This window comes from Paenarthrobacter sp. NPDC058040 (assembly GCF_042885775.1).
Taxonomy (GTDB): Bacteria; Actinomycetota; Actinomycetes; order Actinomycetales; family Micrococcaceae; genus Arthrobacter.
Window position 1 is genome coordinate 333,946 of the sequence record NZ_JBHVRN010000001.1, and the last position, 23,340, is coordinate 357,285.

Consider the following 23,340-nt stretch of genomic DNA (forward strand, 5'->3'; position numbering starts at 1 on the left):
AATCCCAGGAGAAACACCGTGAGCACCGAAACCACGAAGAAGCCTTCCGTTTTGTTCGTCTGCGTCCACAACGCCGGGCGGTCCCAAATGGCCGCGGCGTTCCTTACCACCCTCGGCAAAGGAGAGATCGAGGTCCGCTCCGCCGGTTCCCAGCCCGCTGACAAAGTCAACCCTGCCGCAGTGGAGGCCATGGCCGAGCTCGGCATCGACATGTCCGCCGAGATCCCGAAGGTGCTCACCACCGAGGCTGTCCAGGACTCCGACGTCGTCATCACCATGGGCTGCGGCGACGAATGCCCGTACTTCCCCGGAAAGCGTTACGAGGACTGGGTCCTGGAAGACCCCGCCGGGCAGGGCGTCGAAGCCGTCCGCCCGATTCGCGATGAAATCAAGACTCGCATCGAGGCCCTGATCGCCTCCCTGGTCCCGGCCGCTAAGTAAACCCACTCAGCGGAACAGAACAGAGGACAGCATGGATTCAGTGAAGAACCGTCGCGTCGCGGTGATCGGCGCAGGACCCATCGGTCTCGCAGCCGCCGCACACCTGCTGGAACGCGGACTTGAGCCGGTGATCCTCGAAGCCGGCATAACCGCAGGGGCAGCCATTGAACAGTGGCGCCACATCCGGCTGTTCTCCCCGTGGCGGTTCAACCTCGACGGCGCCGCTGTCCGCCTGCTCGCACCGGCGGGCTGGGAATCACCTCGCCCCACGGCTCTGCCCTACGGCGGCGAACTCATCGACAATTACCTCACCCCGCTGGCCGCCACCCCGGAGATCGCCTCACGGCTCCAGACCAGCGCGAAGGTCATCGCCGTGACCCGGCAAGGCCTGGACAAAACCCACGTCCGGGACCGGGGCACCACCCCGTTCGTCGTCCGGGTAGAGCACGACGGCGGCGAAGTCCGCGACCACGTCGTCGCCGCCGTCGTCGACGCCTCAGGCACCTGGTCCACCCGCAACCCGCTCGGCACCTCCGGCCTGCCCGCAATCGGCGAGAACACCGCGGCGAACCGGATCTCCTCGCCCCTGCCCGATGTCGCCGGACGGGACCGTGCCGCTTTCGCCGGCCGACGCGTCCTCGTCGTCGGCTCCGGTCACTCGGCAGCGAACACCCTGATCAACCTCGCAGACCTGGCCAAGGACGAACCCACCACTACGATCCTCTGGGCTGTGCGTGGCGGGTCTGCGGAGAAGGTCTACGGCGGCGGGGACGCCGACGGTCTGCCCGCCCGCGGCCAACTCGGATCCCGGCTCCGCCGCCTCGTCGAAGCCGGAACCATCGAACTCCACACCGGCTTCGGCATCGCCGCCCTGAAGACCCTCGACTCCGGCGTGACCGTCGAAGCGGTGGACGGGCGCACCATCGACGCCGATGTCATCGTCCCCTGCACCGGTTTCCGGCCCGACCTGGACATCCTGCGCGAACTTCGCTTGAACCTCGACCCGGCCGTGGAAGCACCCACGGAACTCGGCCCGCTGATCGATCCCGAGTTCCACTCCTGCGGGACAGTCCCGCCGCACGGTGCCAAGCTGCTCGCCCACCCCGAGAAGGACTTCTACATTGTCGGGATGAAGTCCTACGGACGGGCACCGACCTTCCTGCTGGCCACCGGCTACGAACAGGTCCGCTCCGTGGCCGCCGCCCTCGCCGGTGACCAGGCAGCAGCTGACACCGTGCACCTCGAACTGCCCGAAACCGGGGTCTGCTCTACCGACTCAGGCACCAGCTGCGACGTCCCCGCCGCAGCAACCACTCAGGAACACGAGGCCCAGGGCGGTTGCTGCACGGCCCCGGAACCAGCGTTCGTCGGCTTCCCGACCGGGCTGGCCCACGGCCGCTCCCTTCAAAACCAGGAGGCATGAAAGCGCCCAGCCGAGCCAGGAGACTACGCCCGCAAACGGTACCCCCGCTTCACCACGGTCTCCACGAGCTTGCCGTCCGGAAGGGAAGACCGCAGCCGGCTGACCGTCATATCCAACGCATGCACGGAGCCCCGCAGGTCCAGCAGGTCGGACAACGCCTCGCGTGAGAGCACCGCACCACCGGCACCCAGGAGGGCCCGCAGCAAGAGGAGGGGCGCCGGTGCCAGTTCCACCAACTCGCCGTTGATGCGCAGGCAGCGCCCGCGCAGCTCGATCGTCGCGCTCTTGGTCTCCAGGCGCCGCACATGGTTGAGGGACAAGTGCTCCGTGACCAGCCGGATCAGCGCACCCATGCGGTAGCGGTCCGGTATCAGGGGCGTCAGTCCGGCGTCGACCAATGGCTGTGCGGTGACCGGGCCGACGGCGGCAACCGTCACCGGACCCTTGAGCGCCTCGATGAGTTGCCGGTACAGGCCCATTTCGTGCGCGGTGCTCCACATCGCGTCCACGGCGGGAGCGCTGGTGAATGTCAGGACATCGAGGTTTCCACTGACCACGGCCTCGATCAGGCGCGGCAGCTTGTCCTCGCCGTCGGGCTTAACCCAACGGTACGGCGTCACGGTCAGCACCGTGGCTCCGGACATCCGCAGCCGCTCAAGTTGCCGGTAGTCCGTATACCCATGGAGCTGCACGGCCACGGTCTTGCCGCGCACGCCTTCGGTCAGCAACATGTCCACCAGTGTGGCGGTGGTTTCGTCACTGCTGATTCCGACGTCGGCAAGCCCGGCCGCGCGCACGGCACCGCGGGCTTTGGGTCCCCGGACGAACATGCGGCAGGCGGACAGGGTGTCCAAGAGTTGCTCGCCGATGCCGAAGGAGTCGGCGGCCTCGCACCAGCGGCGCATGCCGTAGGCCGTGGTGGCGATGCAGATGTCCGGTTTGGCCTCGATGATGGCCCGGGTGTCCTCGATGAGGCTCAGGTCCTCTTGGACGGGCGCGATCTTCAAGGCGGGCGCGTGGAGCACGCTCGCACCGCGGCGTTCCAAGGCCTCTATAAGGTCCCGGGAGCGGCGGTGCGAGGTGACACCGATGCGGAACCCGTCCAACGGCGCCTCGGTGGCCTCGGAAACATCGGGCGAAGCCGTGGCTTCGAGCTCGTGTGCAACAGTCATGGGTTTACCTTCAGGCTTCAAGGAGCGAAGCCGCGAGGCGGCTCAGTTCAGCGGATGCTTCGGCATGATTACGGTTGGCTTCAGCCACCCGGACCACCTCGCCGATGACCAGCACGGCCGGGTTGCTGCAACCCGTGGCTGCCGTTTCGATCGTACCCAGGTCAGCAATGGTGGTGCGTTGGCCGGGACGGTAGCCGCGTTCCACAACGGCCATGGGCATGTCGGACTCCATTCCGGCCCGTCGCAGTCCGGCCGCGAGTTGCGGGAGCGTACCAATCCCCATCAGGACAACGATCGTCCCGCCGAGGCCTGCCAAGTGCGTGTGTTCCTTCTCCGTGAGCGGCGCGTGGCCGGACACCACGGTGAACATGTGGCTCACTTCCCGGTGCGTCACTGGAATGCCGGCGGCCGCCGGAACGGAGATGGCACTGGTAACACCCGAGATCACGCGGACCGGAACGCCGGCAGCGACGCAGGCTGCCACTTCCTCGCCACCGCGCCCAAAGACGTAGGGGTCACCGCCCTTGAGCCGGACCACGTTCTTGCCGCGAAGTGCCGCTTCCACCATGAGCTTTTCGATGTCACGTTGGGTCACTTTGTGGTGTCCCGGCTGCTTGCCCACATCCACCAGTTCGGCGGAGGTCAACGCCGCCAGCTCCTGGTACGGGGCCAGCCGGTCGTAGAAAACGACGTCGGCATCCCGCAGGGCGTCGACGGCACCAACAGTCAAGAGGTCCAGGGCGCCCGGGCCGCCGCCCACCAACGTCACGTGCCCTTCAAGGCCCGGTGCCGGTTCGTGCGCTACCGGAATCCCGGCTTCGCGGCAGCGTTCCACCAGCGGCAGCCAGCCGGCACCGCCGTCGTCCACAACTGCCACCAGGAACGGGCGGACGGTCAGCGGGCCGTCGAAAGCAATGTCAGACGGAGTGCTGAGCCGGTGCACCACGGCACCTGCTGCCTGGTAGCGGCGGACCGCCTGGCGGGCCATCCGATCGGAACCGGTGACCAGGACATCCCGGCCGGTGAGGTCGATGGTGAGCTGCATGGTTCCCCCTAGTTATCTGCGGTGACAGCGCTGCGGACCGGAATGGTGGACGCGATGAGCACGCCGCCCTTCTCCTCGTTCGTGGCGGGGCGGATCTGGCCGCGTTCCGGTACGAAGGAGATGGAGTCGTCCTTCTGGTCGGGAGCGTTGACGAAGGAGCGGAAACGGCGCAGGCGCTCCGGGTCCTTCAAGGTCTCTGCCCACTCGTCCTCGTAGGTGTCGATGTGCTTGGACATGGCGGCCTCAAGCTCCTCGGCGATGCCCAGGGAGTCGTTGACCACCACTTCCTCAACGTGCTTCAGCCCGCCGTCGAGCTCTTCCTGCCACCGTGCGGTGCGCTGCAGGCGGTCCGCAGTGCGGATGTAGTACATGAGGTAACGGTCGATGTACTTGATGAGGGTCTCGTCGTCCAAGTCCTTGGCCAACAGCTGGGCGTGGGCCGGAGTGGCACCACCGTTTCCACCGACGTACAAGTTCCAACCGTCGGCGGTGGCGATCACGCCCACGTCCTTGCCGCGCGCTTCGGCGCATTCACGGGCGCAACCCGAAACACCCATCTTCAGCTTGTGCGGGCTGCGGAGGCCGCGGTAGCGCAACTCCAGGGCGATGGCCATCTGCACGGAATCCTGCACGCCGAAGCGGCACCAGGTGGAACCAACGCAGGACTTCACCGTGCGCAGGCTCTTGCCGTAGGCCTGGCCGGATTCGAAGCCGGCATCCACCAGTTCTTTCCAGATATCCGGCAGCTGCTCCAGTCGGGCACCGAACATGTCGATGCGCTGGCCGCCGGTGATCTTGGTGTAGAGGCCGTACTTTTCGGCCACGGCTGCGATGACACCGAGCCCCTTGGGCGTGATCTCGCCGCCGGCGATGCGCGGGACCACCGAGTAGGTGCCGTCTTTCTGCATGTTGGCCAAGGCGCGGTCGTTGGTGTCCTGCAGGGTGCCGCGTCCGGCGTCGAGGACGTAGGCGGAGTGCTGGCTGGCAAGAATGGAGGCGATGGTCGGCTTGCAGATATCGCAGCCCGCGCCGGTGCCGTACTTTGCCATGATGTCTTCGAAGGAGGTGAGCTCCAGGACACAGATGGCGTCGAAGAGTTCCTGGCGGGAGAGGCTGATGTGCTCGCACAGGGCCTTGGAGACCTCGATGCCGGACTTGGTGAGTTCGCCTTCCAGGAGCTTCTTCAGCATGGGGACACAGGAACCGCACTGGGTACCGGCACGGGTGCAACCCTTGAGCTCGCCGAGTTCCTGCACAGGGGCGTTGCCTTCGCAGGCGCCGCAAGCGTTGATGGTGTCGCGGATGGTTCCGGCAGACACGTTGTTGCAGGAGCACAGGATGGCGTCGTCCGGAAGTTCGGTTTCGGGTGCCTCGCCACCACCGGCAGCGCTCAGGTAGGCGCCCGGCTCGGCGGGAAGTTCACGACCCAGGAGCGGGCGGAGGCTCATGTAGGGGGAAGCATCGCCCACGAAGATGCCGCCCAGCAGGGTCTTGGCATCGTCGGTGGTCACGATCTTCTGGTAAACCCCACGGGCGGGGTCCGCGTACACGATTTCCAGGGAGTGCTCGGTCCTGGCGAAGGCGTCACCGAAGCTGGCAACGTCAACTCCTGAGAGCTTGAGCTTGGTGGCGGTATCGAAACCGGGGAACGTGGCCCCGCCGCCGTGCAGCCGGTCCGCGACGATCTCGGCCATGGTGTTCGCAGGGGCCACGAGGCCCAGGCACATGCCCTCGAAGTTGGCCACTTCACCGATCGCCCAGATGCCCTCAACCTCTGTGGCACAGAAATCGTTGATGACCACGCCGCCGCGCTGGCCCAGGCCGAAGAGCTGCTCTTCGCCTTCCGGGGCGCGGAAAAGCTCGTCGCGGGGCTTCACACCGATCGCCACGATCACCAGGTCCGCCGGGATGGTGCGGCCATCCGCCATCAAGACTCCGGTGACCTGGCCGGCGTCGTCCGTCACGACCTCCGACGGGAACACACCGCCGTGGACTTCGAAGCCTTTTGCCTCGATCAGGCGACCCAGCGCCTGGCCTGCGCCTTCGTCCAACTGGGTGTTCATGAGCCACGGCGAGCCGTTGATCACTACAGGGTTGGCACCGAGCTGTTCCGTGCCGGCAGCGGACTCGAGGCCCAGGAGGCCACCACCGATGGTGACGGCGTTGACTTTGCGGCCCAGCTTTTCTGTAAGCTCTGCGATGGCCTTGTTAATGGCCCAGACATCCTCCAGCGTGCGGTACACGTGGGTGTGCTCGGCGCCGGGAATAGGGAGGCGGGCTGCATCCGAGCCCGAAGCGACCACCAGTTCGTCGTACTCGTACTTGTTGCCCGCGGCGGTGAGGACACTCTTCGCGACGGCGTCGATCTTCACGGCGCGCTCGCCGGTTACCAGGGTCAGTGCCTCGTGGTCCCACATGGACGCTTCACCGAGGGTGAGGTCCACATCGGTCTGGGTGAGGGCCTTGCTCAACGCGACGCGGTCGTAGGGGAGGTGCGCTTCCTCGGTCAACACCGTAACCTGCCAACCTTCAAGACCGCGGTTGAACATGGCGTCGGCAAATCGGTGGGCAGCAGGGCCGCCTCCGACAACAACAATGCGGCGCGGGTTCTCTGTACTTGAAGTGTGTCCGGTCACTGGTGGGCCTTTCGCAGATGTTGCAGACGGATCTCCGCAACTTGTGGATCCAGCCTAGGGACGGGCAGTTTCACTTCAGTTTCCCGTTTGTTTCGTGGTCTTAACTTCTGCATCACGAACGCATTTCGCGGTGTGTGAGGTCTCTTTTACCGGCCGGACACAATCCCGGACCTCTGATGAAACACCCGCGTCCTAGCTTGGAGTAGTGGCCGCAAGCGTGGCCCGGTCCGGGGGAGTGACGGTGGAAAATGCCAGCACCCGGACACAGCGAGAGGGGCTGACATGACCGTAATTCTTGACCGCGCAGAGGACCTGGCCACCACCGGCACCTGGCACCGCGTGTGCCCGGTCGACGAGCTCGAACTTGCATGGGGCGAGGCAGCATTGATCGAAGGCCGGCAGGTGGCGTTGTTCCGCACCGCGCCTGGTGAGGTTTTCGCCGTCGCACAACAGGACCCAGCAACGTTCGCCAACGTCATGGCGCGCGGCATCATAGGTTCCCGCGGCAGCCGACCCACCATCGCTTCGCCGCTGCACAAGGAGGTCTACGACCTCGAAACCGGCGAATGCTTCACGCATCCTGAACTGGCCTTGGCCACGTACGCAACCCGTCTGGTGGACGGCTACATCGAAGTTGAGCTCTAAAGTCCCAGGGCTTCGCGGACATCCCCCAGGACATCGTCCAGGGATGTCCGCGCTGTTTGGCGTGCTGCCGGAAGTTCGGCCGCTGATTCGACGGGCTGGATGACTTCCAGGTAACACTTCAGCTTGGGTTCAGTACCGCTCGGGCGGATGATCACACGGCTCTGGTCCTTCGTCAGGTAGAGCAGGCCGTCCGTGGGCGGCAAAGTTTCGCTCCCTTCCGCAAGGTCCGTGAAAACCTCGACGGCGGAGCCTCCGAACGCTTCCGGCGGGTTGACCCGCAAGCGGTTCATCATCGCATCGAGCAGGCCCAGGTCCGCCACACGGATGCTGAGCTGGTCACTGGCGTGCAGTCCGTGGACCAGGTAGAGCTCGTCCAAGGTATCGAAGATATTCTTGCCGTCCGCCTTGGCAGCTGCGGCAAGTTCGGCGATGAGGACAGCGGCGGAGATGCCGTCCTTGTCCTTCACCAAATCCGGCGCCACGCAGTAGCCCAGGGCCTCCTCATAGCCGTACAGCAGTCCGGGAACCCGGGAAATCCACTTGAACCCCGTGAGCGTTTCCTCATGCGCGTACCCGGCGGCCGAGGCAATACGGGACAGCAGCCTGGACGACACGATCGAGTTGGCAAAGACGCCCTCGCGCGGTTCGTCCCCTGCCTTCGCTGCCAGTCGGGCCACTACATGTGCGCCCAGCAGCGCCCCCACTTCGTCACCCCGGAGCATGCGCCACGCACCCGTTGCGGGGTCCACCGCTGCCACCGCCGCCCGGTCGGCATCGGGGTCGTTGGCCAGCACGATGTCCGCGGCCAACTCCTCCGCCTTGGCGAGTGCCAGGTCCAACGCGCCGGGTTCTTCGGGGTTGGGGAACGCGACGGTGGGGAAATCCGGGTCCGGGTGGGCCTGTTCGGCCACGAGGGTCACATCCGTGAAGCCTGCGGAGGCCAATACGGATACGGCTGTCTCGCCGCCTACGCCGTGCATGGGTGTGAGGACGATCTTCAGGTCCCGGGCGGGGAAGTTTTCCCGGTCCACCAGCCCGGCCATCGCGGCTTCGTAGTCCTGGGCGATGGAGGCAGGAAGAACGGTCCAGCCATCGTCCGCCAAAGTGATCGAGTCCACGGCCGCGATCTTCGCGGCAATCCCCGCATCATAGGGAGCCACGATCTGTGCGCCGCGTCCACTTTCAGCCACCGCGTGCCTGCCCAGGTACACCTTGTAACCGTTGTCCTGCGGCGGGTTGTGGCTGGCTGTGACCATGACGCCGCCGTCGCAATCCAGCGCCCGGACCGCGTAGGCGAGGACCGGCGTCGGAAGCGCGCTTGGCAGGAGGAAGGCTTCGATGCCGGCGGCAGCGAAAATGGCCGCCGTTTCTTCGGCGAAGATGTCCGAGTTGTAGCGCGCATCAAAGCCGACGACGGCGCGGGGCCGGCTTCCCGGCGACGCCGCGCCCACCGCTTCGCTCAGGAAAGCTGCCAAGCCTGCCGCGGCCCGGCGTACCACCACCCGGTTCATCCTGTTGGGTCCGGGGCCAAGGGCGGCGCGAAGACCGGCCGTGCCAAACTGCAGCGTGCCGTTGAAGCTGTCCGCGAGTTCCTGGGCTGCTCCGGCGTCGCCGTCTTCGGCGAGTTGGGTGAGCTCCAGGAGGGCGGCCGACGTTGCAGGGTCGGGGTCCTGGGAAGCCCACTGGCGGGCATCGTTGATCAGCTGTCCAAATGCGGCATCGCTCGATGTCATAAGCACCAAACTATCCTCAAAGGGGCCCGGACAGGCAACGAGGGGTGAGATCCCGGCCCTTTGAGGGGTCGTAAATGGCGGGATCTCACTCCTCGGCGGACGCTAGAGGGTGCGGGTGTGGACGGCGAAATGCGCGGAGCCGTCCGTGCTGAACACGGAGGCACCGGTGTGATCCCAGTCCGGGAAGAACGTGTCCGTGATGACCGCCGATCCGTCCTGGGCGAAGACCTCCACGGAAGAAGAATCGAGCAGGATGCGTAGCCGCAGCTTTCCGTCGGGGGCTGGAACGGCAACCTGATGGTACGGGCTGAACTTCTCGGAGAAATTGGTGGTTCCGGCCGATGACCGGTCCACCTTCAGCGTCTTCGTCTCCTTGTCATAGGAGATCCGCAGGCCGTTCTTGCCGTCGGCGGAATGACGGAGCAGAATGCCGGCTTCGCGGGCCGAGTCAAGCTCCATGTCGAGATCGATCAGTTGGCTCCGGCCCTCGAAATCGGGCCCAAGCGACTCCATGCGGGAGCCGACGGTGAGGTTTTTGCTCTTCACCTCACCACCGGAGCCCAGGGCGTCGCGCGCCGCGGCCGCGATTCCCGAGCGCAGCTCATACCGTTTTTCTCCCCGCACCAGCGTCAGCTCACGCGGGATGGCCATGGATCCACGCCACGGCGTGGTGGGAACGTGCTGGGCGTAATCCCAGTTGCCCATCCAGCCCAGCAGCACCGGCTTGCCGCCGGGAGCGCCGGAGATACTGTTGGCGGCGTAGTAATCGGCGCCGTGGTCAAGCCACTGCGACTCAGAGAGCGGGGCGTCCGGTGCGGCCGCGTTCTCCGCGACAAACCGGGTGCCGTCGAATTCGCCCACAAAGTACTGCATGCCCGATCCTCCGGCGATGCCACCCGGATTGATGCTCAGGAGCATCACCCACTTCTTGGCCGTGGAGCCTTCGACGCTCATTTGCAGCAGCTCCGGCACCTCCCACAGCCCGCCCTGCGCGCCAACGCCGGAAAAATCGCTAAGGAAGTCCCAGTGCAGCAGGTCCGTGGACTTGAAGAGCTTGACCACCTGGGCGTCTGCAACCACCGTGGTCATCACCCAGTAGTTGCCGGGCTCGTACCACGTGACTTTGGGGTCGCGGAAGTTGTTGTTGTGCGGAGCCAGGTTCAGCACGGGGTTGCCGCGGTGCTTCTGCCAGGTGGTGCCGCCGTCCAGGCTGAACGCCACGGACTGCGCCTGGACACCCTTCGGGAGCGCGCCGTTCTTGCCGTAGGCGCTCGTGTAGAGGGCCACCATGGGCGGGTTGGTTGCTGAACCAAGGCCGGAGGCATTCTTGGTGTCCAGCACGATGCATCCCGAGAAGATCTCTTCGTCCTCGTTGGCCTCCAAGGCCACCGGCTGCTGCTCCCAGTGCACCAGGTCCGTGCTGGTGGAGTGCCCCCAGGACATGTTGCCCCACGAATTTCCGCGCGGGTTGTACTGGTAGAACGCGTGGTACGTGCCGTTGGCGTACACCAGTCCGTTGGGGTCGTTGAGCCAGTTCTTCTCCGCGGTCAGGTGGACTGCAGGGCGCCACGGCTCCGAAGCGGAAGGCTGGGGCCCTCGCCCGGCGGGGACCGGCGTCGGGCTTTCTGTTGATCGTGGCGCGGTGCAGGAGGCGGCCGTGAAAACCACGACGGCGGCACTTGCCGCGATCAGTTGGCGGCGGGAAAGGCTGGAGTTGGGGAAAGTCATAGGGGTAGTTCCTGGGGTTGGGGGTGGCGGGAGTGCGCCGGCTTGTGACCGGCGCACTCCCGCCGGGGCCTTATGGGCCGGAGGTATTACTTGTAGAGGCCCTCGCCGCCAACGCGGACGTTGGTGGGAAGGTAGCCGAACGGGCCGAGGCCGTTCTTGCCGAAGCTGCGGTCAACCTGCGTTACGCCGCCCTGGAAGTTCATCTTCACGGTGGGGGACAGGGAGCCGCCCCGGACGCCTTCAACGTTGTCGATGAACGACTGGACCAGGCCGCCGGGCTGCACGTAGTGCGAGTAGGCCTGGAACTGGCGGCCGTTCTGGCGCGGATCCGGACCTTCCGGTGCGTTGGCCGGCATGTTCAGGTCCGTGGGGGAACCGAGGGCCAGGCCGCTGTTGTTGACCGGCTGGTAGTCGGAGCGGACGCCGTCGCCAACGAAGCCGTAGACGCCGTCCGGGCCGCGCATGCCATCTGCGTACGTGAACTGGTGGCTGATGGTGAACAGGTAGTACTTGTTCTTGCCGTTCTCGTTCTGGATGAAGATCTGCGGACGCTCAGTCTGGTCGTTGACGCAGTTGGCGGACAGGAGCGGCGGGAGGAAGCTCCACTTGGTCAGGTCCTTGTTGTCCGCCACGGCCAGGCCGACGTTCGCCGTCTGGTACCAGGCGCCGGTGGTGCTGTTCACCTGGTCCACGCTCTCGGCATGGGGATCGCCCGGGCGGTAGCCAAGGTCTTCCTGCTTGCACTTGTAGGAACCGCGGGTTCCGCCAGTATTGCCTTCGAACACCATGTAGGTCTTGCCGGGGTGGGCGGGATCCTCGAACGTGTACGGGTCACGGAAGGCGAAGCCCGGGTTCTGGGCCTTGTTCTGGTAGAGCTTTCCGTCAGGTTCCAGGAGCTTGGTGTGCTGGAAGCCGTCGAAGGTCACGCCGTTCTTGTCGGCGTGGATGTTGCCCAGTGCCTTCGCAATGACGGCGTCGGGTGCGATTCCGCCGCCGCCTGCATTGCGCTCGGCCACGTCGTAGAACGTGGTGGCGGTGTAGAAGACGTTGATCTTGTTGCCCTGCATGAGGCGGGTGGAGCCGGACCATTCGGTGTTACCGATGGACGTGTTGTCCAGGAACAGGTGTCCGCCGTAGTTCCACTTGTCCTTGGCCGGATCGGCGTTGGTCTTGCGGAAGAAGTACCCGATCCGGGCGTTCCAGTGGCGCTGGTCGAAGCCGTAGCCTGCATGCCGGTCAGCGACCAGGGAGAAGATGACGTCCCAGCCCTTGTAGCTGATCTGGTTGGCCTTCTCGTCCGTCAAGGACCAGGTGTCCCAGACCCACACGTCGTCGTTCATGGCGGGGAAGTCCTTGGGGATTTCCGGCATGGTGACGTTGGGACTCATGGAGTTCTGGCCGGGGGCCACGTTGGTGTTGCTCTGCGCCATGATCTGCTTGGCATCGGCCCGGGTCCACTTGGAGGTGAAGTTTGCGGCCGGATCGAAGGCCTGCTGCGTGTGCAGGCTCGGCAGCGGAAAGCCGGGCGTGGGAGCCGGCATGGTGCTCGACGGCGGGTCGGCCGGCAGGTTTGCCTGGGCGGCCGGCGTCACCAGCAGGACGCCGCCGGCGACGCTGACCGCCGCTGCAATGGCGGCCGCCTTTCGCAAACGGCGGCGCGGCCGCGTTGGGGTTGGGTGCGTGTTCATGCTTGCTCTTCTCGCGGAGTGTTGGACTTCGTGGAGGCAGGATTCCCCTGGATTGGGGGAGTCCACTGATCGAGGCGTCCGCCCGAGCCGCTGGAGGCGTCTCCGAGGGACGCCATCGTTTCGAGATGCGGCGGCCCTCGTGAGGCGCTCGCCGCGGTTGCTCCGGCACGTCGACTTGCCGGAACACTTCCCACGCTAAACACGTGTCAGGTGCCAAAGCAAAGCCTGTTTCGCGACCCAAAAGAGGTTGTCTGACATTTATGTGCAAGCGTTTACATTCCCAACGTGCGCGCGTGGCACGAATGCGGCGGCAGGGTCAAATATTTCGCTTTAAAACAGACTTATTCTGAGAATTTACTGTGCGTTTACATGGGCTCCATGTGACTTGACGGAGCTCCCCCAAAGTGCTTCAAACGTCCGATCGTTGGACGTAAAATGTGCTTGCGATTCCCTGGGCGTTGCCCGGACGTCCAGGGCGCATTCTGGGTTGGTGCACCATGTGTGAGTTACCAAAGCGGCGTTGGCGCTCGTCCGTCACTCCTCTGCGGTTTCTGGTCGGAGTCCTTGCCCTCGGAACCATAGCCTTTGGCTGGTTGGCTCCCGCCTTTCCGTGGGGCTTCCCGGTGATCGTCCAGGCCGCGGTCCTCATGGGAGCTGGCTTCCTTGCCTTGGCCGTAGCCGTGTTCATGCCGATTGTGCGCGAAGTGGAACTCGGTCTGACCCCGAGCGTCAAACTGGGCCCGGCCATCCGGGATCGGCAGGCCGAACTGCGCAGCGTGTTCGAGCAGCAGAAGGGCGACCTGGAGTACTGCGCGCACCTCCTGTGCGGTGACCCGGAACAAGCGCGCCGCATGCTTGAGGCAGCCTGGTCCCAGGCATCAAGTGCATGGAAGGGCCCGGTTACTCCGCAGCTGCGCGTCTATACTCTGTGCCTTTACGTTGAACTGCTGCGCAAGTACGACATCTGGCTCCGCACCACCGAAGGCAGGAAGAACTCCAAAAGGGACCGCAGTATCTTGGCGGGCCTCACGCACCACCAGAGGGTCGCCGTCGTCCTTCATGAATTCGCCAAGCTGACCGTCGCCGAAATCGCAGGCATCACCGAACGCCCGGTGGCCGAGGTGGCGAAGACCTTGGCAGCGGCCGAAGCCAAGACGCAGCATCTTGCCCTGGAAAGAGGCAAGACGTGAAAACCGAGCTGCGTGAACTCCTCCTTTCCGAGGCCGCTTCCCATATCCGCACCCATCCTGCGGATATGGAGCGCGCCCTGGACGCCGGCATGGACCGGGTCCGCGGTCGCGCGCTCCGTTGGTGGGCGATCGCGATCGCCGCCGCCCTGGTGCTGACCGCAGTGTTCGTGACGGCGCGCGTTTTCCTGGCGCAGGCAACCAACAGCTTGGAATCGGTCGCCGTTGCCGCTCCCGCAGCTTCGCTCCGCCCGGCGACGACGGTCCAGCTGTCCGCGGAAGGTACGTACAGCGACGGATCCAGGCGTCCGTTGGTGGCGGGAGTCGTGTGGGCTTCTGAGAACCCGGCCGTTGCGGTGGTCGCGGTGTCGGGTGAGGTGACAGCGCTGAGTCCCGGCAGCGCCGGGCTAACGGCAACGTACGACGGCGTCCTCGGACGCATTGGCCTGACCGTCACCGCAGCGGGGGATGCCCAGGTGACCGCCGTGCGCATCGTCCCCGAATCGGTGTCCTTGGACGTAGGCGGCAAGGTCCAGTTCACCGCCCTGGGCAGCTTCAGCGACGGCTCGATCGGCACGCTCGGCCCCTCGGCCATCTGGATCTCAGACCATCCAGCCATTGCCCAAGTGGACGGTAACGGACTTCTCACGGCAATTGCCCAAGGCGTGGTCACCGTGACCGCCTCCGACGCCGGGTTCCAAGGCACGGCGAACATCACCGTCAAGCCGAAGCCTCCGGCCACGCTTACAGGGCTCGTCATCGACCCCTCCGAAGCTACGCTCAAGCAGAAGGAATCCCGGCAATTCACGGCCCTTGCCAGCTACTCGGACGGCTCCACCGAGGCATTGGCCGATGTCACGTGGTCCACGGGCGATCCGAAGGTGGCCACGGTTACCGCAGCCGGCCTCGTGACCGGCCAGAGCGTCCGGCAGGTTGTCATTGCCGCGACCCACGTGGACGGCTCGGGCAAGCAGTGGAGGGCGGAATCGAAGGTGACGGTTGAACACGCGGTGACTGCCGTCGTCGTGGGTCCAACGGGGCCGCACCTCCTGGAACCTGGCGCTACGGTCCAACTGAAGGCCACGGTGAGCTACAGCGATGGCCTGCCCGGAAACGCGACGGTCACGTGGGCATCGAGCAGACCGATCTTCGTGACCGTGAACCAGTCGGGATTGGCACGTGGGGCAGTTCAGGGAGAAGCGAGCATCACGGCAACAGTGGACGGTGTCTCCAGTGTGCCGGTGCTCATCCGTGTGGGCATCCCTGCGCCCACTCCCGGCCCTGCCAAATAGCTACAGCTTCGCAATGATCCCGGCCAGCAGCGCAGAGATGCGCTTGCCCGCAGCCTCGCCGGCCTCCAGGACTTCGGCGTGGCTCAACGGAACCGGGCTGATGCCCGCGGCGAGGTTCGTCACCAGGGAGATGCCGAAAACCTCCATGCCTGCGTGGCGTCCGGCAATGGCCTCCAACGCCGTGGACATGCCCACCAGGTCGGCGCCGATGCGCTTGGCGTACTGGACCTCCGCCGGCGTCTCGTAGTGCGGGCCGGTGAACTGTGCGTAGACACCTTCCTGCAGCGAGGGGTCCACTTCGCGGGCCACGGCACGGAGGCGGGACGAGTAGAGGTCCGTGAGGTCCACGAAGGTGGCGCCTTCCAGCGGAGAGGTGGCCGTGAGGTTGATGTGGTCGCTGATGAGAACAGGTGTGCCGGGGGTCCAGTCTTCGTTGAGGCCGCCGCAACCGTTGGTCAGCACCAGTGTCTTGCAGCCTGCAGCGGCGGCCGTCCGGACACCGTGGACCACTGAACGGACACCGCGGCCCTCGTAGTAGTGGGTCCTGGCTCCGAGGACCAGGGCCCGCTTGCCCTCTTTCGTAAGGACGGAGCGGATGGTGCCCACATGGCCCACAACGGCAGGCTTGTGGAAGCCGGGAACTTCCGAGGCACTGAGTGTCGCGGTGGTCTCGCCAATCAAATCTGCGGCTTCGGCCCAGCCGGAACCGAGCACCAAGGCGACGTCGTGCGTCTCCACTCCGGTCTCTGCCGCAATGTAGTCGGCGGCGTCTTTGGCGGCTTCGAAGGGGTCAGTGTTCAACAGCTCAGAGTTACTCACTGGTACAAGCTACCGTGCGTGCACGGATGCGCGGTAGGGACGCGCCTGCGGGTGAGGCTTGGCTGACTGGCAGCGGCAGCCCGGATGCGGGAGAATTGAGGATTGTGACCACCCAAGTTGACTTCAGTTCCCCACGAATCGCGATCCTGGGAGGTGGTCCTGGAGGATACGAAGCCGCCATGGTTGCCGCCTCGCTCGGTGCAAAAGTCACCATCATCGAACGGGCTGGCCTCGGCGGCTCAGCTGTTCTGACCGACGTCGTGCCCTCCAAGACCCTCATCGCCACCGCCGACCTCATGACCCGCGTCAGCGAGGCGGACGAGCTGGGCGTCAAGTTCGACGACACCGCTTCCAAGCCCCACGCAGACCTCAAGCACATCAACGACCGCGTGCTCAACCTCGCCCGCGGCCAATCCAACGACATCCGCGCCGGACTTGAACGCCTTGGCGTGGAGATCGTTATCGGCTCCGGAAAGCTGCTGGACAACAACACCATCGAGGTCCTCACGCTTGAGGGCACCCGGACCATCGAGGCCGACGCCATCCTCCTGGCCGTTGGCGCCCACCCCCGCGAGCTGCCGACGGCCAAGCCCGATGGTGAACGCATCCTCAACTGGGCCCAGATCTACAACCTCGACGAGCTGCCCGAGGAACTCATCGTGGTGGGTTCCGGTGTCACGGGCGCTGAGTTCGCTTCCGCCTACAACGGCCTGGGCTCCAAGGTCACGCTGATCTCCAGCCGCGACCAGGTCCTCCCCGGAGAGGACACCGACGCCGCCAAGCTCCTGGAGGGCGTTTTTGAACGTCGCGGCGTTCGCGTCCTGTCCCGCTCGCGTGCCAACGCCGTTGAGCGGACGGACGACGGCGTGAAGGTCACCTTGGGTGACGGATCGGAAGTGACAGGTTCACATTGCCTGGTGTGTGTCGGCTCCATCCCGAACACCGCCGGGCTTGGCCTTGAGGAAGCCGGCGTGACGCTGACGGAGTCCGGCCACATCAAGGTGGACGGTGTCTCCCGCACCACGGCGCCCAACATCTACGCTGCCGGTGACTGCACGGGCGTGTTCGCCCTGGCCTCCGTTGCTGCAATGCAGGGCCGGATCGCCATTGCCCACTTCATGGGCGACGGCGTGAAGCCCCTCAAGCTCAACCAGGTGGCGTCCAACATTTTCACGTCTCCGGAGATCGCTTCCGTAGGTGTTTCCGAGGCTGACCTCGCTTCCGGCAAGTACCAGGGCGACGTGGTGATGTTGTCCCTGCTCAGCAATGCCCGGGCCAAGATGCGCAACACCAAGGACGGCTTCGTCAAGATCATTGCCCGCAAGGGTTCCGGCACCGTGATCGGTGGTGTGGTCGTAGGCCCGAACGCCTCCGAGCTCATCTTCCCGATCTCCGTGGCCGTGACGCAGAAGCTCCACGTGGACGACGTCGCAAGCGCCTTCACGGTGTACCCGTCGCTGACAGGCTCGATCTCCGAGGCCGCACGGCGCTTGCACGTGCACATGTAGCAGGCGGGCTCTTCGCGTACCTAGCGAAGGTTGCCCACTGCCTCGGCCAACGGCATGTGCAACGCCGGACCATGGCCAGGCAGGATGACGGGGGCCGGGATGTCGTGGAGCCGCTGCGTCACTTCCAAGGCAGCCTTGGCGTCGTGGTGGAACATCCGGTGAAGCATTTGTGGCCCGCGTTTGCTGCTGATCGGGTGCCCGCTGACGAACGTATCGCCCACGGCAATCGCTCCCGCATCACGGAGCAGGATTGCCACGTTGCCCGGAGTGTGCCCGGGGACGGGGATTGCCTTGGGTCGTCCGGGTAGGCCCCGCAGGCGTTCTTCCGTCCACGCCTCTGCCCTCGCTGCCGGTTCGGCCTCCAGGGCTTTGGCCTTGATGACGTGGACCATCCATCGGAACACCTTGGGCCGCCAGACCCGGAGCAGGACCTGTCCAATGGTGACTTGGTGCTTCTCCTTGCCCTGCACGTGGGCGAGTTCTTCGGCGGAGCAGAGGATAGGCGTGCCGAAGGTCCGTGAAAAGTATGCCGCCGAACCGGTGTGGTCCACGTGGCCGTGGGTGAGGAGCATGGCTTTGGCGTCGGCGGGCTCCAGCCCAAGTTGCCTGATCGAGTCCAGTACCAGGGCGCAGTCTGCCGGGTACCCGCCGTCGATCAGCAGGAAGCCGGAGTCGTCACGGACGATGATCCAGTTGGACGCGGGCCCTTCGACGAAATGCACGCCGGGAGCCGGTTCGGTGATCTTCACTCAGGAATTCTAGGCTGCAGCGGCCTGGAAGTGCTTCTCGATCAGCCCCTTGATGTCCTCGTGGCAGCCGCCGCAGCCTGTTCCGGCGCGGGTGGCCTTGGAGACCTCGGCGACAGACGAGCAGCCCTCCACCACGGATTCCTCAATGCTGGCCGCACTTACTCCGGCGCACCTGCACACAGTGCGCTGGGGATCGTTGCTGTTGGCACTCCCGCCGTCCAGTTGGTCGGGCCCGTCCAAACGCAGGAGCAGCGAACGGTCGGCAGGAAGCTCCGAGGACCTTTCGAACAGCACCACTAACTCCGCGGCAGTGCGCGGCATGCCAACGGACACCAAGCCTTCCAACACTCCGCCGCGCGTGGTCATTTTCACGTAGCGGCCGTGCTCTGGATCGGCCCACTGGGAGATCTGGCGGCGGGCGCGTCCAGCCGCGGCGCCTGCTTCCAGGAGTTCCTCGTCCCACGGATCGGCCTGGTTGTCGCCGGCCACCGCGAGGTTGATGCCTCGGGCCTTCAGGACGATCACGCCAGGTTTCTCGGCGCGCAGAGCTTCCAGCGAGTCAGCCGCCGATTGCCCGTCGCGTGCCAGCACCACAAGGTATTCCGCGAGCCATTCGGCCTGGCGCCATCCCGGTCCCACCAAACCGGAGGGACCGCCGGCCGTCCGGCAATCGGTGCAGGAAGCATCGGCGCAGCGGACCTCGGCACAGTCACCGATCGCGAACATGTGGGGTTCGTGGTGGGTACGGAGGTGGTGGTCCACCAGCACTCCGGTGCCAACGGGCAACCCGCAGCCCTCAGCCAGCTCAATCCGTGGCCGGACGCCACACGACAAAACCAGCAGGTCGCCGTCGATGGCTGAACCGTCGTCCAAGAGCAGGGCCGAGAAGGAACCGTCCGGACCAGCGGTCTCGACGCCGGTGGAACGGGCGTTTCCTGCCATGCGGACACCGCTGGAGCGAAGGCTCGCCGTCAGGACAGATCCACTGCCGCGGTCGATGCTGCGGCCCAGCGGGAAGGGTCCGTTGTGGACCACGGTCGCCTGGGCGCCTTCCTCCGACGCCGCCAACGCGGTTTCCAGGCCAAGCACACCGCCGCCCAGGACCACGACGCGTTTGCGATCGGCCACTGCGGAACGCAGCACGGCCGCGTCCTGCAGATCCCGGAGCGTGATCACCCCGGCGGGCAGCACGGGGCCGGACGGATCGGGGTTCAGGCCCGTGAGGTTCGGGATGACAGGCCGTGATCCTGTGGCAAACACCAGCCGGTCATAGTGCTCGGCGGAACCATCGGAGAGGACAACATTCTGGCGGGCACGGTCGATGCGCCGCACCTTGGTTCCCAGCCGAACGTCCACGCCGTCGGCTTCCAAGGCGGAGGCGTCAGCCATGGCCAAGGCCTCGGGATTGGTCCGGCCGACCCCGAGTTCGGCCACCATAACGCGGTTGTACGCAGCGTCGGCTTCCTGGCCTATCACCAGCAGCTGCACCAGCCCTGTGCGGACGGAAGGAAGGAGTTCGTCCACCAAACGGGCGGCAACGGGACCGAATCCAACAACAACAATGCGCTCGCTCATGAGGCCTCCTTGGAGTGCAGTGACAGTCCGGCATCGGCAATACCAACGGGGACCGGGGTGGATGCTGCCCGCTGGACCCACACCCGGCTGGTCTTGAATTCCGGCATGCCTGAAATGGGATCGGTGGCCGCCTCCGTGAGCCGGTTGGCGTTTTCCTGACCGGGAAAATGGAACGGCAGGAAGACCGTGTCAGGCCGGACGGCGTTGCTCAGCTCGGCACGGCACAGGACCTCGCCGCGCTCGTTGGTTACCGTGGCGTAGTCGCCGTCGGCAATACCGCGGGAAGCGGCGGTCGCGGGGTGGATCAACAGACGTACCTGGGGTTGCGCCGCCAACAGTTCAGCTACCCGGCGGGTTTGGGCGCCGGACTGGTAGTGCTCCAGCAGGCGGCCAGTGGCAAGCGCCAGAGAGTCGTTCGCGAACGAACGGACAGCCCGCTTGGACGGAGTCACGGGCACCATGACGGCGCGCCCGTCCGCGTGGGCAAAACCGTCAGCGAAGAGCCGCGGAGTGCCGTTGCTGCCCACCGGGTACGGCCAGTACGCTTCCTCGCCGCGGTCCAGCATGGCGTAGTCGATGCCCGAGTAGTCGGCCAAGCCGCCAGCAGAGGCCAGACGAAGTTCCTCGAAGACCGTCTCAGGGTCCTCGCTGAACATCGACGGTGCCTCCAGCAGTTCGGCAAGCCGCGTCATGAGCCACAGTTCGCTGCGGACGCCCGGGGGAGGGGTCAAAGCGCGGCGACGACGGATCACCCGGCCCTCGAGGTTGGTCAGGGTGCCCTCTTCCTCGGCCCACTGGGTCACGGGCAACACGAGGTCCGCTTCCACGGCAGTTTCCGACATGAAGAAGTCGCACACCACCAGGAAATCCAGTGCCCGGAGCCCGGCAGTCACTGCGTTTGTGTCCGGCGCCGAAACCACCACATTGGCGCCGTGTACGAAAAGGCACCGGACGCCGTCGGGCTTTCCGAGCGACTTGAGAAGTTCGACGGCGGGCAGGCCCGCTCCGGGGATCAGCGCCTCGTCGACGCCCCAAACGGAGGCGACGTGGGCGCGGGCGGCAGGGTCCGTGATCTTGCGGTAGCCGGGGAGCTGGTCGGCCTTCTGGCCGTGCTCGCGGCCGCCCTGGCCGTTCCCCTGGCCCGTGAGCGTTCCGTAGCCGCTGCGTGCCGAGCCGGGGAGGCCCAGCAGGAGGCTGAGGTTGATGGCGGCCGTGGCCGTGTCGGTGCCGTCCACGTGCTGTTCCACGCCGCGTCCGCTCAGGATGTAGCTGCCACCCGCACGGGCACCCTGGGCAAGGCGGCGCGCGGTTTCGCGGATGAGGGTGGCCGGCACGCCCGTGATCGACTGGACGCGTTCGGGCCAGAAGGAGTTCAGGCTGCGGACAAGTGCAGGGTAGCCGGAGGTCCGCTCCGCGACGAACGCCGAGTCCACGAGTCCTTCGTGAACCACTACGTGGCTGATGCCCAAAAGGAGCGCCAAATCGGTACCGGGCGTCGGCTGCAAATGGAGGCCGCCGCCGTCGGACGTAAATGCGGCAGTAGCCGAGCGGCGGGGGTCCACCACGATCAGGCCGCCCGCGTCGCGTGCGCCCTGCAGGTGCTGGACGAACGGCGGCATGGTTTCGGCGACGTTGGAACCGAGCATGAGGATGACGGCGGCGGAGTCGAGGTCCGTGACCGGGAAGGGGAGTCCGCGGTCCACTCCGAAAGCGCGGTTTCCGGCGGCTGCGGCCGAGGACATGCAGAACCGGCCGTTGTAATCGATGCGGGAGGTGCGGAGCGCCAGGCGGGCGAACTTGCCCAGCATGTAGGCCTTCTCGTTGGTGAGGCCGCCACCACCGAAAACCCCAACGGCGTCGTTCCCGTACTGCTTCTGCGTGTCCTTGACGGCCGCCGTGATCAGCATGAGGGCCTGGTCCCAGGAGATCGGCTGGTGGACCCCGTCGGAGCCTTTCAGCATCGGCTCGGTGACCCGGCCGTTATGGCGCAACAACGACGCCGATGTCCAGCCTTTGCGGCACAGCCCGCCCCGGTTGGTGGGGAAGTCGCGCCCGGATACTTCCAGGGGCACGGTGGGCTTGGCCTGTTCTGCGGTCGGTGCGGGCACTGCCCCGGCCGCGGGGGCGGCCGGGGTCAGCGTCATGGCGCACTGGAGCGCGCAGTAGGGGCAGTGGGTATCGGCGCCGTTGGGCATCTAGATGTGTCCGATCGTGTTGCGCTTCTGGGCCGGGCGGATGTAGAAGGCCCAGCAGACGGTGAGCATCAGGACGTACGCTCCGACGAATCCGTAGAAGGCCGGGGTGTACGAGCCTGCAGCCGTGTTGGAGGCGTTGAGCACCTGGGGGATCACGAAGCCGCCGTAGGCGCCGATCGCGGAGATCAGGCCCAGCGACGAGGCTGCGAGGCGGGCAGTTGCGGCGCTGCTCGCTCCGGATCGGGCTGCGCGGCTGGAGGTCGCGAAGATCACCGGAATCATTCGGTAGGTTGCGCCATTGCCGAATCCGCTGGCGACGAAGAGGAAGAGGAACAGTGCCAGGAAGAGCCAGAAGTTCTTCAGCGGGAGGGTCCAGATCATGGTCAGCGTGATCACTGCCATCGAAGCGAACGCTGTGATGGTCATGCGGGCGCCGCCCATCCGGTCAGCCATGCGGCCACCGTAGGGCCGGGCCAGGGAACCGACCAGCGGACCCAGGAAGGCAAGGGAGAGTGCGACGGCGCCGAGGTGGAAGGACGAGAACTCGGGGAAGTAGTCCTTGATCAGCTTGGGGAACACGCCGGCGAAGCCGATGAACGAGCCGAACGTACCAATGTAGAGGAAGGCCATGACCCACAGGTGCGGTTCCTTGAGGGCGGCCACGGAGCCGGCCACATCGCCCTTGGCGCTGGTGAGGTTGTTCATGTACTTCCAGGCGCCGAAGGCCGCGATGAGGATAAGCGGGATCCAGATGAGGCCGGCCATGGGAAGGTTGACGGTTCCGGCCGCCATCAGCGTCACGGCGATGGGGACCACCAACTGCGCGACGGCGGCACCCAGGTTTCCGCCGGCGGCGTTCAGGCCAAGCGCCCAGCCCTTTTCGCGGGCGGGGTAGAAGAAGGTGATGTTGGCCATGGAGCTGGCGAAGTTGCCGCCGCCGAAGCCAGCGAGGGCTGCAACCAGGAGCATGACGCCAAAGGGTGTTTCCGGGTTGGAGACGCAGATGGCCAGGCCCGAGGAGGGGATGAGGAGGAGCAGGGCCGAGACGATGGTCCAGTTACGGCCGCCGAACTTCGGGACCATGAAGGTGTAGGGGATACGGAACGTGGCGCCTACCAGGCTGGGGATCGAAATGAGCCAGAAGATCTGGTTGGTGTCGAACTTGAATCCTGCAGCCGGGAGCTGGACCACCACGATCGACCAGAGCTGCCAGACGACGAAGCCGAGGAACTCGGCGAAGATGGACCAGTACAAATTGCGCTTGGCGATGGACCGGCCTTCGGCTTCCCACTGGCCCTTGTTCTCGGCATCCCAGTTGGCAATCCAGCGGCCTGGGCGGTGTTCAAGGGTGGGGGCGGCAGTGGCAGTGGACTGGATGGGAGCCAGTTCTTCTGCGGTGCGGTCAACAGTCACGGGAGTGCCTCCTTGGTGGGGGACGTTGTCCTTCAAAATTAGGTTTCGTGCATTTCGCGGACCGTCGCGGTTTGTAAACGTGCTGTGACAT

The 23,340-nt window shown here is 65.6% G+C and carries 17 protein-coding genes; 6 read left to right on the top strand and 11 right to left on the bottom strand.

The annotated features are described in order from the left end of the window. The first annotated feature begins 18 nt into the window (after positions 1-18). Both ACFVSJ_RS01500 and ACFVSJ_RS01505 read left to right on the top strand, forming a co-directional pair. Positions 19-441: an arsenate reductase ArsC gene (locus ACFVSJ_RS01500; protein ID WP_387433531.1), complete on the top strand. Its 423-nt coding sequence runs from the start codon at positions 19-21 to the stop codon at positions 439-441. 31 nt (positions 442-472) lie between these two features. Continuing rightward, entirely contained in the window at positions 473-1,864 is a 1,392-nt protein-coding gene (locus ACFVSJ_RS01505; RefSeq protein WP_387433533.1) for an FAD-dependent oxidoreductase, read from the top strand. A 23-nt stretch (positions 1,865-1,887) separates the two neighbouring features. Here the strand turns inward: ACFVSJ_RS01505 and ACFVSJ_RS01510 are convergent, their stop codons facing one another. From ACFVSJ_RS01510 to nirB, 3 genes are read right to left on the bottom strand one after another with little or no spacing between them, the layout of a single operon-like run. After that, entirely contained in the window at positions 1,888-3,036 is a 1,149-nt protein-coding gene (locus tag ACFVSJ_RS01510) for a uroporphyrinogen-III synthase (RefSeq protein ID WP_387433536.1), read from the bottom strand. 10 nt (positions 3,037-3,046) lie between these two features. Continuing rightward, positions 3,047-4,081 (bottom strand): uroporphyrinogen-III C-methyltransferase, encoded by a 1,035-nt coding sequence (gene cobA, locus ACFVSJ_RS01515; RefSeq protein WP_387433539.1) that lies wholly within the window; start codon positions 4,079-4,081, stop codon positions 3,047-3,049. Positions 4,082-4,089: 8 nt separating this feature from the next. Then, positions 4,090-6,717 (bottom strand): nitrite reductase large subunit NirB, encoded by a 2,628-nt coding sequence (nirB, locus tag ACFVSJ_RS01520; RefSeq protein WP_387433542.1) that lies wholly within the window; start codon positions 6,715-6,717, stop codon positions 4,090-4,092. Between the two features lie 282 nt (positions 6,718-6,999). On the opposite strand from nirB, the gene nirD reads away from it, so the two are divergent. Next, positions 7,000-7,362: a nitrite reductase small subunit NirD gene (nirD, locus tag ACFVSJ_RS01525; RefSeq protein WP_387433544.1), complete on the top strand. Its 363-nt coding sequence runs from the start codon at positions 7,000-7,002 to the stop codon at positions 7,360-7,362. Here nirD and ACFVSJ_RS01530 read toward each other — a convergent pair. From ACFVSJ_RS01530 to ACFVSJ_RS01540, 3 genes are all read right to left on the bottom strand, one after another. Next, positions 7,359-9,095 carry a phospho-sugar mutase gene (locus ACFVSJ_RS01530; RefSeq protein WP_387433546.1) on the bottom strand — a complete coding sequence of 579 codons (1,737 nt, stop codon included), beginning with the start codon at positions 9,093-9,095 and terminating at the stop codon, positions 7,359-7,361. The two genes, nirD and ACFVSJ_RS01530, sit on opposite strands and share 4 nt — an antisense overlap. A 102-nt stretch (positions 9,096-9,197) precedes the next feature. After that, a complete protein-coding gene (locus ACFVSJ_RS01535) occupies positions 9,198-10,823 on the bottom strand; it encodes a glycoside hydrolase family 32 protein (RefSeq protein WP_387433548.1) in 1,626 nt (541 codons plus the stop codon). Positions 10,824-10,909: 86 nt separating this feature from the next. Then, entirely contained in the window at positions 10,910-12,511 is a 1,602-nt protein-coding gene (locus ACFVSJ_RS01540; protein WP_387433550.1) for a glycoside hydrolase family 68 protein, read from the bottom strand. Positions 12,512-13,008: 497 nt separating this feature from the next. On the opposite strand from ACFVSJ_RS01540, the gene ACFVSJ_RS01545 reads away from it, so the two are divergent. Together ACFVSJ_RS01545 and ACFVSJ_RS01550 are read left to right on the top strand one after the other, a co-directional pair. Then, positions 13,009-13,701, top strand: coding sequence for a hypothetical protein (locus ACFVSJ_RS01545; RefSeq protein WP_387433552.1), 693 nt, complete (start codon positions 13,009-13,011; stop codon positions 13,699-13,701). Further along, a complete protein-coding gene (locus tag ACFVSJ_RS01550; protein ID WP_387433555.1) occupies positions 13,698-14,990 on the top strand; it encodes an Ig-like domain-containing protein in 1,293 nt (430 codons plus the stop codon). The genes ACFVSJ_RS01545 and ACFVSJ_RS01550 overlap by 4 nt, the downstream gene beginning before the upstream one ends. On the opposite strand, the gene ACFVSJ_RS01555 is transcribed toward ACFVSJ_RS01550, so the two are convergent. Beyond that, entirely contained in the window at positions 14,991-15,809 is an 819-nt protein-coding gene (locus tag ACFVSJ_RS01555; protein ID WP_387433557.1) for a purine-nucleoside phosphorylase, read from the bottom strand. Positions 15,810-15,913: 104 nt separating this feature from the next. On the opposite strand from ACFVSJ_RS01555, the gene ACFVSJ_RS01560 reads away from it, so the two are divergent. Then, positions 15,914-17,317, top strand: coding sequence for an NAD(P)H-quinone dehydrogenase (locus ACFVSJ_RS01560; protein WP_387433559.1), 1,404 nt, complete (start codon positions 15,914-15,916; stop codon positions 17,315-17,317). A 20-nt stretch (positions 17,318-17,337) separates the two neighbouring features. On the opposite strand, the gene ACFVSJ_RS01565 is transcribed toward ACFVSJ_RS01560, so the two are convergent. From ACFVSJ_RS01565 to ACFVSJ_RS01580, 4 genes are read right to left on the bottom strand one after another with little or no spacing between them, the layout of a single operon-like run. Beyond that, positions 17,338-18,066 (bottom strand): MBL fold metallo-hydrolase, encoded by a 729-nt coding sequence (locus ACFVSJ_RS01565; RefSeq protein WP_387433561.1) that lies wholly within the window; start codon positions 18,064-18,066, stop codon positions 17,338-17,340. Positions 18,067-18,075: 9 nt separating this feature from the next. Then, a complete protein-coding gene (locus ACFVSJ_RS01570; protein ID WP_387433563.1) occupies positions 18,076-19,641 on the bottom strand; it encodes an FAD-dependent oxidoreductase in 1,566 nt (521 codons plus the stop codon). Continuing rightward, a complete protein-coding gene (locus tag ACFVSJ_RS01575) occupies positions 19,638-21,836 on the bottom strand; it encodes a molybdopterin oxidoreductase family protein (protein ID WP_387433566.1) in 2,199 nt (732 codons plus the stop codon). Before ACFVSJ_RS01575 ends, ACFVSJ_RS01570 begins: the two co-directional genes overlap by 4 nt. Then, positions 21,837-23,249 carry an MFS transporter gene (locus ACFVSJ_RS01580; protein ID WP_387433568.1) on the bottom strand — a complete coding sequence of 471 codons (1,413 nt, stop codon included), beginning with the start codon at positions 23,247-23,249 and terminating at the stop codon, positions 21,837-21,839. Positions 23,250-23,340: the final 91 nt, after the last annotated feature.

Coding starts and splice junctions, on each gene's coding strand:
- ACFVSJ_RS01510 (WP_387433536.1), bottom strand. CDS start 3,036: ATGACTGTTGCACACGAGCTCGAAGCCACGGCTTCGCCCGATGTTTCC.
- ACFVSJ_RS01530 (WP_387433546.1), bottom strand. CDS start 9,095: ATGACATCGAGCGATGCCGCATTTGGACAGCTGATCAACGATGCCCGC.
- ACFVSJ_RS01575 (WP_387433566.1), bottom strand. CDS start 21,836: ATGCCCAACGGCGCCGATACCCACTGCCCCTACTGCGCGCTCCAGTGC.
- ACFVSJ_RS01540 (WP_387433550.1), bottom strand. CDS start 12,511: ATGAACACGCACCCAACCCCAACGCGGCCGCGCCGCCGTTTGCGAAAG.
- cobA (WP_387433539.1), bottom strand. CDS start 4,081: ATGCAGCTCACCATCGACCTCACCGGCCGGGATGTCCTGGTCACCGGT.
- nirD (WP_387433544.1), top strand. CDS start 7,000: ATGACCGTAATTCTTGACCGCGCAGAGGACCTGGCCACCACCGGCACC.
- ACFVSJ_RS01570 (WP_387433563.1), bottom strand. CDS start 19,641: ATGAGCGAGCGCATTGTTGTTGTTGGATTCGGTCCCGTTGCCGCCCGT.
- ACFVSJ_RS01545 (WP_387433552.1), top strand. CDS start 13,009: ATGTGTGAGTTACCAAAGCGGCGTTGGCGCTCGTCCGTCACTCCTCTG.
- ACFVSJ_RS01505 (WP_387433533.1), top strand. CDS start 473: ATGGATTCAGTGAAGAACCGTCGCGTCGCGGTGATCGGCGCAGGACCC.
- ACFVSJ_RS01535 (WP_387433548.1), bottom strand. CDS start 10,823: ATGACTTTCCCCAACTCCAGCCTTTCCCGCCGCCAACTGATCGCGGCA.